Annotated in this window: 10 protein-coding genes; 6 read left to right on the top strand and 4 right to left on the bottom strand. The window is 70.6% G+C overall.

The features are described 5' to 3' along the window. Positions 1-46: 46 nt before the first annotated feature. A complete protein-coding gene (locus ABZS69_RS23210) occupies positions 47-1,063 on the bottom strand; it encodes a LacI family DNA-binding transcriptional regulator (protein WP_355375926.1) in 1,017 nt (338 codons plus the stop codon). Between the two features lie 213 nt (positions 1,064-1,276). Between ABZS69_RS23210 and ABZS69_RS23205 the strand changes: the two genes are divergently transcribed. The 4 genes from ABZS69_RS23205 to ABZS69_RS23190 are packed head-to-tail and all read left to right on the top strand — an operon-like array spanning position 1,277 to position 5,955. Beyond that, positions 1,277-2,530: an extracellular solute-binding protein gene (locus tag ABZS69_RS23205; RefSeq protein ID WP_355375923.1), complete on the top strand. Its 1,254-nt coding sequence runs from the start codon at positions 1,277-1,279 to the stop codon at positions 2,528-2,530. Positions 2,531-2,534: 4 nt separating this feature from the next. Beyond that, positions 2,535-3,476, top strand: a complete 942-nt coding sequence (locus ABZS69_RS23200; RefSeq protein ID WP_355375920.1) for a sugar ABC transporter permease — start codon at positions 2,535-2,537, stop codon at positions 3,474-3,476. Further along, positions 3,473-4,279, top strand: coding sequence for a carbohydrate ABC transporter permease (locus tag ABZS69_RS23195; protein ID WP_355375917.1), 807 nt, complete (start codon positions 3,473-3,475; stop codon positions 4,277-4,279). The genes ABZS69_RS23200 and ABZS69_RS23195 overlap by 4 nt, the downstream gene beginning before the upstream one ends. A 17-nt stretch (positions 4,280-4,296) precedes the next feature. After that, positions 4,297-5,955, top strand: a complete 1,659-nt coding sequence (locus ABZS69_RS23190) for a hypothetical protein (protein WP_355375914.1) — start codon at positions 4,297-4,299, stop codon at positions 5,953-5,955. A gap of 3 nt (positions 5,956-5,958) precedes the next feature. Here ABZS69_RS23190 and ABZS69_RS23185 read toward each other — a convergent pair whose 3' ends face one another. Beyond that, the gene (locus ABZS69_RS23185) at positions 5,959-7,788 is read right to left on the bottom strand and encodes an RICIN domain-containing protein (protein WP_355375911.1); all 1,830 of its coding nucleotides are present in this window, start codon (positions 7,786-7,788) and stop codon (positions 5,959-5,961) included. A gap of 197 nt (positions 7,789-7,985) precedes the next feature. Then, a complete protein-coding gene (locus ABZS69_RS23180; RefSeq protein WP_355375908.1) occupies positions 7,986-9,845 on the bottom strand; it encodes a serine hydrolase domain-containing protein in 1,860 nt (619 codons plus the stop codon). Positions 9,846-10,013: 168 nt separating this feature from the next. Between ABZS69_RS23180 and ABZS69_RS23175 the strand changes: the two genes are divergently transcribed. Both ABZS69_RS23175 and ABZS69_RS23170 read left to right on the top strand, forming a co-directional pair. Then, positions 10,014-11,165 (top strand): histidine kinase, encoded by a 1,152-nt coding sequence (locus ABZS69_RS23175; protein WP_355375905.1) that lies wholly within the window; start codon positions 10,014-10,016, stop codon positions 11,163-11,165. Beyond that, the gene (locus ABZS69_RS23170) at positions 11,140-11,793 is read left to right on the top strand and encodes a response regulator transcription factor (protein ID WP_355375902.1); all 654 of its coding nucleotides are present in this window, start codon (positions 11,140-11,142) and stop codon (positions 11,791-11,793) included. Before ABZS69_RS23175 ends, ABZS69_RS23170 begins: the two co-directional genes overlap by 26 nt. Before the next feature lie 59 nt (positions 11,794-11,852). Here the strand turns inward: ABZS69_RS23170 and ABZS69_RS23165 are convergent, their stop codons facing one another. Beyond that, the gene (locus ABZS69_RS23165) at positions 11,853-12,296 is read right to left on the bottom strand and encodes an ester cyclase (RefSeq protein WP_355375899.1); all 444 of its coding nucleotides are present in this window, start codon (positions 12,294-12,296) and stop codon (positions 11,853-11,855) included. Positions 12,297-12,645 lie beyond the last annotated feature (349 nt).

Here is a 12,645-nt window from a genome sequence, read left to right as displayed (position 1 = left end):
GCGCCCCGGCGGATCGGCCGCGCGGCCGGCTCGGGTGCCCGGGGGATCAGCCGCGCGGCCGGGCGGGCCCGGTGGTGCTGCGGAGCGAGATGGGCGGGGCCAGCAGGAGGTGGCGCTGCGGGGTGCCGGGGTCGGCGATGCGCTGGATGAGCAGCTCGACGGCGCGGGCGCCCATCTCGTCGGCGGGGACGTCGGCGGCGGTGAGCGGCGGGTGCAGGTTCTCGGCCCAGTGCTGGGCCGCGACGCCGGCGATGGAGAAGTCGCCGGGCACGCTCAACCCCGCCTCGGCCAGCCCCCGGTAGACGCCGGCGACGGCGGCCTCGTTGATGGTGGCGATGGCGGTCAGCCCCGGGTGCTCGGCGAGGAGCTGCTGGAGGCAGGACTGCCCGGCCTGGGCGTCGTCGGCGCAGCAGACCCGCACGCCGTGCAGGCCGCGTTCGGTGATGGCGCGGTCGAAGCCGGCCTGCGCCCGGTGGCCCGGGCCGTAGCCGGCCGCGACCAGCTCGGCGTTGCGGTTGACCAGCGCCAGGTGCCGGTGGCCGAGATCGGCCAGGTGGTGGACGCACTTGGCGATCAGCGTCTCGTAGTCGATGTCCACCCAGGACATGCCCTCCGGGTGCCGGGTGCGGCCGATGCCGACGAACGGCAGGCCGGCCGCCAGCAGCCGGTCGACCCGGTCGTCCGCCAGCCGGATCTCCATGAGGACGACGCCGTCCACGCGCCGCCCGGTGACGACGCGCTCGAAGGAGCGGTCGTGCTCGCCGCCGGAGGGCGACAGCAGGACGTCCAGGTCGGCGCGCGCGGCGGCGTCGACCACGCTGGCCACGAAGCCGAGCTGCATGTCGGTCAGGCGCTGGCTGGCCGGGGGGATGACCAGGCCGATCGTGCGGGTGCGGCCCTCCTTCAGCGCCCTGGCGGAGGCGTTGGGCCGGTAGCCCAGCTCGTCGATGACCGCCTGGATGCGGCGCTTGGTCCCCTCCGACACCGGGCGCTTGCCGGTGAGCGCGTACGAGACGGTGCTGCGCGACACGCCCGCCCGCTTGGCGATCTCTCCGATGTTCACCCGTGCTCCTCGTCCGATCCGCCGGTCGGCGACCATCGTAGGTCGAATCGGTTCATGACGTGGCACGTCGCGGGATTCCGCGCCGATGCCGTTCGACATCGCCCATTGACGCCTGCGGCGGAGCGGGCCTATCTTCGGTCGAACCGATTCGGCGAATCGATTCGACTTCGTTCCGAAACCGCCTCGTAACGCCTGTCAGCGGAGGTCAGCTCGATGAGATCAGCGGCAAGGAGCCGGCGTGCGGCCGGCGCGAGTCTGGCGGCCCTGGCCGCCGTGGGCGGGCTGGTCGCCTGCTCGCCGTCACCGTCCGGCGGCGCCCCGGCGACCGCCACCGGAGGCGGGACGCACACGATCTGGGACCCCTACCCGCAGTACGACAAGAGCTCGGAGTGGGTGAAGCTGCTGGACAAATGCGGCACCGACGCCGGGGTCAAGGTCGAGCGCACCGGCTACGACACCAGCGACCTGACCAACAAGGCGCTGCTGGCCGCCCAGCAGGGCAACTCGCCTGACGTGCTAATCGTGGACAACCCGGTGGTCTCGACGCTGGCCGAGGCCGGGGTGCTGACGGCGACCGAGGAGAACAAGCTCGACGTCTCCGCGATCGCGCCGAACCTGCTGGCCGCGGGCCAGAGCGGCGGCAAGACCTACGGCGTTCCGATCGGCGCCAACACCCTGGCGCTGTACTACAACAAGGACGTCCTGAAGAAGGCCGGGGTGGACGTCGCCTCGGTGAAGGACTGGGCGTCGCTGACCGCGGCGCTGGAGAAGGTGAAGGCGTCCGGCAAGAAGGGCATCACGTTCTCGGCCATCGGCACCGAGGAGGGCAGCTTCCAGTTCCTGCCCTGGTTCTGGGGCTCCGGCGCGAATCTCACCAAGCTCGACTCGCCCGAGGGCGTGTCCGCGGTCGCGCTGTGGACGGACTGGCTGAAGAAGGGGTACGCCCCCAACTCCGTCATCAACAACACCCAGACCACGAGCTGGCAGGAGTTCGCCGGCGGCGACTACGCCTTCGCCGAGAACGGCACCTGGCAACTGGCCAACGCCGGGAAAACCGGCTTCGACTACGGCATCATCCCCATTCCGGGCAAGGCCGGCGGCACCGCGCCCGCTCCGACCGGCGGCGAGTTCGTCAGCGTCCCCGTGCAGGCCGACACCGACCGCTACGCCACCTCGCAGAAGCTGGTGACCTGCCTGACCAGCACCGGCAACTCGCTCACCACGACGACCACGCTGTCCTACATCGCCCCCACGGAGGCGGTGCAGGACAGGCAGGTGGCGGCCGACCCCGGGCTGAAGGTGTGGGTGGACGCGGTCAAGGCCGCCAAGGGCCGCACCAGCGACGACCTGGGCACCAAGTACCCGAAGATCTCCGAGCCGATGTGGGGCGCGGTGCAGGCGGCGCTGAGCGGCTCGAAGTCGCCGCAGGAGGCCATGACGGCGGCGCAGTCCGCCGCGGCCCAGTAGCGGCATGGGCGACATCACGCAAACGGAGGTGCGGCCCGCCCCGGCACCGAGCCGGGCGAGCCGCACCCGATCCGGGCAGTGGGCGGCGTGGGCGTTCCTCGCCCCGGTCGTGCTGTACCTGCTGGTCTTCTACGCCTATCCGCTCTATCGCAACGTCGAACTGAGCCTGCGCAATTACACGGTGCGCTCGTTCGTGCAGGGGGACGCGCCGTTCGCCGGGTTCGGCAACTACGCCAAGGTCTTCGGCGACGCGACGTTCGCGCCCGCGCTGTGGCACACGGTGGTGTTCACGCTGGTGTCGCTGGTCTTCCAGTTCGGCATCGGGCTCGCGCTGGCGTTGTTCTTCGTCCGGCACTTCCGGCTGTCGGCCACGTTGCGGGCGCTGTTCCTGGTGCCCTGGCTGCTGCCGCTCATCGTGTCGGCCTCGACCTGGTCGTGGATGCTCAACAGCGACTCAGGCGTGGTCAACGCCGTGCTGGCCTGGTCCGGGATCGGGCCGGTGAACTGGCTGACCTCGCCGGACTGGTCGCTGTGGTCGGTCATCATCGCCAACGTCTGGATCGGCATCCCGTTCAACCTCGTCGTCCTCTACAGCGGCCTGCAGGCGATCCCGCCGGCCGTCTACGAGGCCGCCGCGCTGGACGGCGCCAACGGCTGGCAGCGGTTCTGGAAGGTGACCTTCCCGCTGCTGCGGCCGGTGTCGGCGATCACCGTCCTGCTCGGCCTGGTCTACACGCTGAAGGTGTTCGACATCATCTGGATCATGACCAAGGGCGGGCCGAGCGGGGCCTCGACCACGTTCGCCACCTGGTCCTACCGGCTCGGCTTCGGCAACCTGGTGCCCGCCTTCGGGCCCGGCGCGGCCGTGGGGAACCTGCTGATCGTGACGGCGCTCGCCTTCGGGCTCGTCTACATCCGCGTGCAGCGCAGGCAGGCACTGGCATGAGGCACTGGAAGAGCGCGGTCGGGCTGGTGCTGACCGGCGTGATGCTGTTCCCGGTCTACTGGATGATCAACGTGTCGTTCACCCGGGACACCGACATGCGCAAGAGCCCGCCGAACTGGTTCCCGGCCGACGGCACCCTCGACGGCTACCGGGCGGTGCTGGACCAGCAGCTGCCCTATCTGGGGGTGAGCCTGGTCGTCGGGCTCGGCACGGTGGCACTGACCCTGCTGCTCGCGGCGCCGGCGGCGTACTCGCTGGCCAAGCTGCGCCCGCGCGGCGGCGGGGCGCTGAGCTTCGTGCTGCTGATCGCGCAGATGATCCCCGGGATCATCATGGCGATGGGCTTCTACGCGATCTTCCTGTCCACCGGCGTGCTCAACACCGTTCCCGGGCTGATCGTGGCCGACTCCACGCTCGCCGTGCCGTTCGCGGTGCTGATCCTGACCACGTTCATGTCCGGCATCCCCGAGGAGCTGCTGCAGGCCGCCCGCACCGACGGCGCCGGCGTGGTGCGTACGTTCTGGTCCGTCGTGCTGCCCGTCAGCCGCAACTCGATCATCACGGTGTCGCTGTTCGCGTTCCTGTGGGCGTGGTCGGACTTCATCTTCGCCTCCACCCTCGACCAGGGCGGCGACCACCAGCCGATCACCCTCGGCATCTACCACTACATCGGCAACAACAACCAGGAGTGGAACGCCATCATGGCCACCGCCGTGATCGCCTCCGTCCCGGCGACCATCCTGCTCGTCGTCGCACAGCGCTACGTCGCCGCCGGCGTCACCGCGGGCGCCGTCAAAGATTGAGAAGGGACCTTCGCTTCATGACCGTCGCCGCTTCGGGCCCGGTGTTCTCCCTGCGGGAAATCCCGTTCAGCCACCGCGGATCGTGGTTCGGGTTCTCGCCCGTGGTGGCCGAGAAGACCTACGCCCAGGACGTGCACCTGGTCTCCCACCAGACCGGCATGCACCCGATCCTGAAGCTGGTCCCCGCGACCGCCGCCGCGATCACGGCCACCCCGCACCAGCTCACCTGGAGCGGCGTCGGCGGCCGGATCGACCTCGCCTACGAGAGCGCCGACACCGTACGCGTGCGCGGCCGCGGCCTCGGGCTCCGCCTGCTGGCCGCCGACCCGGTCCTGACGCCGTTCAGCGGCCCGTACTTCTACCAGGACCCCGTCGACGGCTCCTACGTCCTCACCGTCTACCAGACCGGCCGCCGCTACCGGATCACCCTCCTGACCGGGCAGGCCGAGCACGTCGGCGCGCAGGCGCTCGGCACCGCCGAGCGGGGCGTCGGCCTGAGCGGCGAGTGGGAGATCGCCATCGAGGAGTACGAGACCGCCCGCGCCCCCTACGCCGCCACGGACCCCTTCGACCAGGTGGTCAAGGCGGCGCGGGCCGAGTTCGACGCGTTCACCGAGGCGGTCGCGCCCTGGCGCGGCGACCGCACGCCCGCCGCCGAACTGGCCTGCTACGTGCTGTGGTCGGCCACCGTGCGCCCCGCCGGGTTCGTCACCCGTCCCGCCGTGCTCATGTCCAAGCACTGGATGGACAAGGTGTGGAGCTGGGACCACTGCTTCAACGCCCTCGCCCTCGCCGAGGGGCTGCCCGGCCTGGCCTGGGACCAGTTCCGGCTGCCGTTCGACCACCAGGACGCCGCCGGCGCGCTGCCCGACTCCGTCACGCACTCCGAGATCCTCTACAACTTCGTCAAACCCCCCATCCACGGCTGGGCCCTGCGCCACCTCCCTCCGGCCGCGGACGTCTACCCGCTGCTGGAACGCTGGACCACCTTCTGGCTGGAGGCCCGCCGCGCCCCCGGCCGCGAGCTGCCGCACTACCAGCACGGCAACGACAGCGGCTGGGACAACGCCACCACCTTCGACCCCGAGCGCGTCGTCGAGACCGCCGACCTGGCCGCGTTCCTCGTGCTGCAGCTGCGCGAGCTGGCCCGCCTGGCCCCCGACCCGGGCGCGTCCGCCCGGTGGAACGCGCGGGCCGACCGGATGCGCGACGCCCTCCTCGCCGAGCTGTGGGACGGTGAACGGTTCGTCGCCCGCGGCGTGCTCTCGGGACGTACCTGGTCCAGCTCCAGCCTGCTCGACCTCATGCCGATCGTCCTGGGGGAGGAGCTGCCGCACCCCGTCCGCGCGGCGCTGGCCGCCCGGATCGAGCGGCACCTGACCGCGTTCGGGCCGGCCACCGAGCTGCCCGGCTCGCCGCACTACCTGGACGACGGCTACTGGCGCGGCCCCATCTGGGCGCCCTCGACGGTCCTGATCGAGGACGGGCTGCGCCGGGCCGGCTACCCGGACCTGGCCGACGAGATCAGCGCCCGCTTCCGCGCGCTGTGCGAGGCGTCGGGGTTCGCCGAGAACTTCGACGCCCGCACGGGGGAGGGGCTGCGCGATCGCGCCTACACCTGGACGGCCAGTGCTTATCTCCACCTGGCCGCCGCCTGCGAGAGGCGCGGGACGTGACGCTCAGCGGCCCCAGAGCCGCCACGTCTGGTTGAGCGGACTGGCCTGGCCGGCCGGGTTGCAGGTCCACTGGTGGACGGGAGCCCTCGGAGCGGTCGAGATGGTGCTGACGTCGACGCACTTGCCGCTGTGGCGGGCGACGAGCTGGTGGTCCCGGGGATCGTTGCCCGCGTAGGTGACCCTGCGCAAGGCGAACTGCTGGTTCTGCGCCCCGCTGGCGCACGTCCACTGGCGTACCGGCGCGCCGTCGGCCGTGGACGATCCGCTCACCTCGAGGCACTTGCCGCTCTGCTGGTTGACCAGCGTGTAGGTGGCGGCCACGCCGGCGACCGGCCGGAAGTTCCACAGCTGCTGGTCGCCGCCCTCGCAGTAGAACTGCTGCTGCGCGTTGCCGTCGGCCGTGCCGAGGTCGGTGTTGTCCAGGCACTGCTGGGAGTGCTGTGCGACGGCGACGGACTGGAAGCCGTCGTCCGACGGCGGCAGCAGGGTGACGGTGAACGTGTCGTCGGCATTGGTGTGCGGCAGGTTCAGCGTGGCGCCGTTGCCGGACAGCGTCAGGACCGTGTTCTGGACGGTGATCGGCCCCTGGACCGCGCCGCCGCCGTTGTACGGGATGCGCTGCACGACCGCGCGGACCTGGTTGTTCTGCACGATGCCGCCGGCGGTGTCGAGCCGCCGGAGCCCGACGGCGAGGTTGCCGGTCGTCCCGCCGCCGCCCACCAGGATCTTGGCCACCCCGGTCGTCTTGGTGGCGAAGGCGTCGTACGCCGGGCTCGGGGTCACCGAGACGATCTGGCCGGTCTGGGAGCCGTAGAAGCGGTAGACCCACCATTCGCCCTTGGGCAGGTGCTGCCCCGCGCTGTTGCGGACGAGCAGGCTCGCCAGATCGTTGTGCAGGTTGCCGGCGCTCGCCCAGTTCGCGCGCAGCCCGTCGGCGCCCGCCCGCTCCAGCCGGGCGATGTACCACGCGCCGTCTCCCGGGTTCTGCTCGTCGGGCGCGGCGTACTCGTTGATCTGGTAGGGGCGCGGATGCGGGATGCCGCGCGCGTCGAGCGTGGCGTTGGCGGCCGCCACGTTCGCCACCGGGTCGCCGGGCAGGGAGTGCCAGCTGACGAGGTCGGGGACGACATTGTTCGCGCGGACGAAGTCGAGGTAGGCGTTCCAGAAGGCGTGCGTGGTGGAGGGCACGCAGGCGCAGCTGGGGCCGACGATCAGGTGGTTCGGGAACGCGGCGCGGATGCGCTGGTAGCTGCGGCGCCACAGCTCGAAGTACTGGGCCTGCGGGCGGTTCCAGAACAGGTTGAGGTTCGGCTCGTTCCAGATGTCCCACTGCACGGTGATCCCGGCGGCCCGTACGTCGTTGATCAGGCGGGTGAGGAAGGCGTCGTAGTCGGACCAGTCGCCGTTGTCGCCGGGGAAGCGGGAGATCGGATACCCGTCCGCTCCCCACAGGTCGTGCGGGAGGATGATGAACTGGCCGCCGAGCGCGATCGTCCGGCGGGCCTGGGCCAGCGTGGCGTTCCATCTGCGCTCGTAGGCGCCCGACACCCAGCCGCCGGGCGAGCCGAGCTGCGCGCCGCCGGCGCGCATGTACCGGAACTTCACGTCGCGGAAGAAGTGGTCCGCCGGCGCCGACGCGTTCTCCGTCATGCCGTAGATCCAGCCGGACGCGCGGTAGGCCGGGGCGCCGCCGGCCACGGAGAAGTCGACGCTGATGGACTCGTCCGCGGCGTGCGCCGGGATTGCCGGGAGGCTGACGCCGATGAGCATCACGGCCAGGAGCCGGGCGGCGAGCGCGCGGCGTCTCCTGGGTTGCCGTCGGGTGGTCGTCATCGTGGGTGGCTCCTTCGGGAGTCGGGGGGTGGGAAGGACCACGGATGGACTGGTCGAGCTCGTGATGGTGAATCGATTCGGCGAATATGGCACCTGGTCCGATAGGATTTCGACACGGTGGTTAGCGAATCGATTCGATCGGATCGTAGATCTCCTCACGGAGACGTGTCAATGGAGTGAGGCCGGGTCGCCCGCCGTCAGCCGAACTGCCAGCCGAGCAGGTTCCAGTGCAGGCAGAACCAGACGAGGGCCAGCATTCCGGCCAGCAGGGTCACCTGGTGACCGCGGGCCAGGACGCCGACGTGCCGGTGTCTCCAGCCGATCACGGTGGTGGTGATCGCGGCGATGGTGAGGGCGAGGAACAGCGGCGGGAGGAGCAGCAGCAGCCGGAGGGACGTCGGCACGCCGTACAGGATGCTCGTGTCGCCGGTCAGAGTCAGCACGAACAGGACGGTGAACACCAGCCCGACGGCGCCGGCCAGGGCGGCGAGGAGGCGGCCGGCGCGCCAGGCGCGAGACGTTCGAGAGGGACGGTTGCGCAGCCGCCGGACCGCGGCGGTCAGCGGCAGGCCGAGCACGGCCGTCAGGGCGGTGACGGCGAACGCCAGGACGACGATGACGTTGGCCGGAGGGGTGTCCCACCAGGGGATGAGTTCGTAGGCGGGCCCGTCGGTGGCCGCGTACGTGACGCCGGCGCCGCTCGTGACGAACGCCAGCCGCTGGGAGCCGCCGTCCTGCTGATAGAGCCCCGGTGCCAGCGGGCTCCACGTCATGCCCTTGAAGGCGAGTTTCCCGTCGTCCTCGACCCGCAGCCGGAAGGAGTTGGTGAGGGTGAGCACCTTTTCGATGGTCGACTCGACGGTGCGGGCCGGCTTGTAGAAGCCCGCCACGGGCGCGGCCGCCTTGGCGGGAGAGGCGGAGGGCGCGGTGCGCTCGCCGGGGAGGAAGCGGTCGAAGAAGGCGGGCAGGAGCTCGGTGACGGCATCGATGCCGCCGAGGCTGTTGGTGGAGACGAACAGGCCGAGATCGGCGTCGGGCACCAGCAGCAGCACGCTCTGGAAGCCTTCCCAGCTGCCGTCGTGCATGATCACGCGATTCCCGTTCACGGTCTGCTCCTTGAACCCGTGGGCGTACCCGTCGATGCGGGGGTCGGCGGCGAAGGACCGCCGGTGCATGAGACGGGCGGTGGGCTCGTCCAGGATCGGCCCGTCCTGGAGATGGGCGATCATGAAGCGGGCCACGTCGTCCGCGGTGGTGCTGATCGATCCGTCGGGCGGGAGGTTGTCGAAGACGAAAGGCTTGCGCCGATAGGTCCCCTCCTCGTAGTCATAGCTGCGTGCCTGGCCGGCGGCCAGGGGAGCGGGGACCGGCTCGGAGGCCGTGCTGTGCCGCATGCCGAGCGGGTCCAGTATGCGGTCCTTCACATACTGGTCGTACGGCTGTCCGCTCACCCGCGACACGATGTATCCGGCCAGCGCCGCGCCGTAGTTCGAATAGGCCGACACCTCTCCGGGCGGGCGCACCCGCGCCGGCACGTTCTCGGCGAGATACGTGCCCAGCGGCGGCACGTCGGCCTTGCTCCGCGCGCCTATGCCGATGGCGCGGTCCTCGAACCCGGCGGTGTGGTTCATCAGGTGCCCCAGCGTGACCGGCTGCGGGTACGTCGCGGGGATGCGGAATGCGGTGAGGTAGCGGTTCACGTCCGCGTCCAGGTCCAGCCTCCCCTGCTGCACCTGTTGCATCACCGCGGTCCAGGTGAACAGCTTGGTGATCGAGGCGATCCGCACCAACGAGGTGCCGGGGTCGAACGGCGTCCCGTTCTCGCGGTCGGCCAGGCCGTACCCCTTGCTGAACAGGGTCTTTCCGGCGCCCACCACCGAAACCACCGCGCCCGGCACGTGGTTGGCCGCCAGCCCCTTCGCCAGTGCGGTGTCGAAGAAGTCCGTCAGCTCACGGGTGTCCGGAACGCGCGCCGAGGCCGCCGCGGCGGGGGAGCAGAAAGCCGCGAGTGACAGTACGGCGATGAGCAGCAGGCGCGGGAAGGGCATCGGTCGCATGGCGTGACTCCTGACGTGGTCGGGGAGATCAACGCTCGCGCCTGCGGGGGTGCGGCCACATCGCCATCATGGCCATCGCCGCATCACACTAAAGTTGGAGATTTTCGGACGGTCGGCACCGACGCTCGTAGGAGGTGACGCGCCGCCGCCCTGGCCTACGCTGGGCCGATGGTGGCGTACCGGAAGGCGTTGCGGCGGGTTCTCACACCGGGCCCGCATGCGATCAACGTGGCCTCCGTGACGGTCTGCCTGTTCCTGACCGTCCTGGCGGTCAAGACGCCGTGGGCGCCGCTGCCGCGCGTGGTCATCGCCGTCGCCGGGCTGGTCGCCACGGGTGCCGTGTGGTTCCGCGATCGGTGGCCGACCGCGGTCGCCGCCGTCGGGGCGGGCGCGTACGCGCTGTCGGGCAACCCCGGGCCGTTGCTGATCGGCCTGTTCTCCGGCGCGGGATCGCGGCTGGGCTCGCGGTTCGCGGCGCTGGCGGTGATCGGCGTGGCGGGATTCCTGGCACAGCAGTGGGTCGACAGCGGCAGGTTGGGCGCGGACGCGCTGGTCCCCGCGACGGTCGCCACCGCCGCCGTGCTGGTGACGGGCGGGTACGTCGCCACCCGCCGCGAGCTCACCAGATCACTGCGGGAACGCGCGGAGCGCGCCGAGGCCGAACAGCACCTGCGCGACGAACAGGCGAAGACCGCCGAACGCGGCCGGATCGCGCGGGAGATGCACGACGTGCTCGCGCACAAGGTCACCCTCATCTCGCTGCACGCCGGCGGCCTGGAGGTCAACCCCGGCGCGGGACCGGCCCGGATCGAGCGGGAGGCGGCGCTGATCAGGGGCACCGCGCAGGAGGCCCTCGAAGAGCTGCGGAAGATCGTGGGCGTATTGCGGGCCGGACACGACGACAGCCTGCCCGACCTGCGGCGATTGGTGGAGTCCTGGGCGTCGGCCGGCAACGCCGTCACGCTGCGCGGCGACCTCGGCCCGTTGCCGGTGGCGACGGCCAGGGCCGCCTACCGGCTCGTGCAGGAAGGGCTGACCAACGCGCACAAGCACGCCGCCGGAGCGCCCGTCACCGTCTCGGTGACCGGGAGCCCGGAGGGCGGCGTCACGATCACGGTCACCAACGAGCGATCACTCCGGCCCGCCGTACGCCCTTCCGGCGCGCGGGCCGGTCTCGTGGGCCTGGCAGAACGGTTCCGGCTGATCGGCGGATCGGTTCGCAGCGCGCCCGACGATGCGGGAGGCTGGCGTCTTGAGGGCCGGTTGCCGTGGGACGCGTCCGCGAGGGACACACATGATCAGGACACTGCTGGTGGATGACGAGTCGCTGATCCGCGCCGGGCTGCGGTTCATCCTCGAATCCGCACCCGACGTGGAGATCGTGGGGGAGGCCGCGGACGGGGACGAGGCGGTCGACGCCGTTCACCGCCTGGGGCCGGACGTCATCCTCATGGACATCAGGATGCCGCGGACCGACGGTCTGGCCGCCACCGAGGCCATCCGCCGGCTCGTCCGTGCGCCCGCGGTCGTGATCCTCACCACGTTCGACAGCGACGAGCACGTCTTCACCGCGCTGGAGGCCGGGGCCTGCGGATTCCTCCTCAAGGACACCTCGCCGCACGACCTGATCCAGGCCGTACGCGTCGCGCACGGCGGTGACTCGATGCTGTCCCCGCAGGTGACGCGGCGGTTGATCCACCGGGTCACCACCGACGCGCCCATCGGGCGCCGCCGCGACGCGCTCGCCCGGCTGGAGACCCTCACCGGCCGCGAGCGTGAGGTGCTCACCGAGGTGGGGCTCGGCCGCTCCAACACCGAGATCGCGGCCGGCCTGCACATGAGCGAGGCAACGGTCAAAAGCCACATCTCCCACCTGTTCGACAAGCTCGCCGTCACCAACCGCGTTCAAGTGGCCATCGCGGCCTACCGCGCGGGCCTGGTGGACTGAGCCTTTCCGCACGTGAACACGCGGGACCACGGCCCTGCGGCTCCGGGCCTGACGGCCCGCTACGCGGAGCCTTGGCCGAGCTCCACCAAGCCGAAGCCGAGGTGGCTGTACAGCTCCAGTTGGTCGTAGTACTCGCGGTGCGAGACGATCTTCCCGTTCTCGACGAACGTGGCGCAGGTGGCCCGGACGGTGATGCGGCGGCCCGTTCCCGCGATCTCCCGCCCGTCTGGCAGCAGGAAAGGGCCCGTGTGGGTGCCGGTGTACGTCCATTCCGTGACGGCGGGGTTCTCACAGTCGCCGAGTTCGTACCACGCCGTCATGTGGAAGTCGGGGAACGCCACGAGAATCTGCTTGTGGAGCCACGCGATCTGGTCATGTCCTTCCGCGACGCCCGCCGGCGAGACGTAGACGGCGTCCGGGCTGTAGCAGGCCATCACCCTCGGCAGGTCGTGGGCATTGACCGCGTCGGCGAGCTGGTGTTTGAGCTCCCAGAAGGTGGACAAGGGGCCTCTAAGTGGGTCGAGTCGTAGTTTTGACCATCCAGGCTACCGAGGGGCAGGTCAGCCGCAGGTCATGACCTCGTGAGATAAGGGCCAAGGCCGTCCTCTGACAACCGCTTTCGGCGCCCCAATTACCGGCCCGCTTGGAATGTGAATTCGACCCGGCCCCTTGCTGTCAACAAGTCCGGTAAATGTCCGGTTGTTGACCTGTTTTGCGTGCTTTCCCCATGAGAGCGTGAGGTCCCCATCGAACGGACTGATCATGTCGCCACGCAATCACGGCGGTCGGAAGGGAAATGTCGTGGTTCGTTTATCGAGGCTCCTCGCGAGCTTTCTGGTTCTCATGCTCCTC

Source organism: Nonomuraea sp. NPDC005650 (assembly GCF_040605375.1).
In the GTDB taxonomy this organism is placed as follows: domain Bacteria; phylum Actinomycetota; class Actinomycetes; order Streptosporangiales; family Streptosporangiaceae; genus Nonomuraea.
This window is presented reverse-complemented; position numbering and strand designations above follow the sequence as displayed.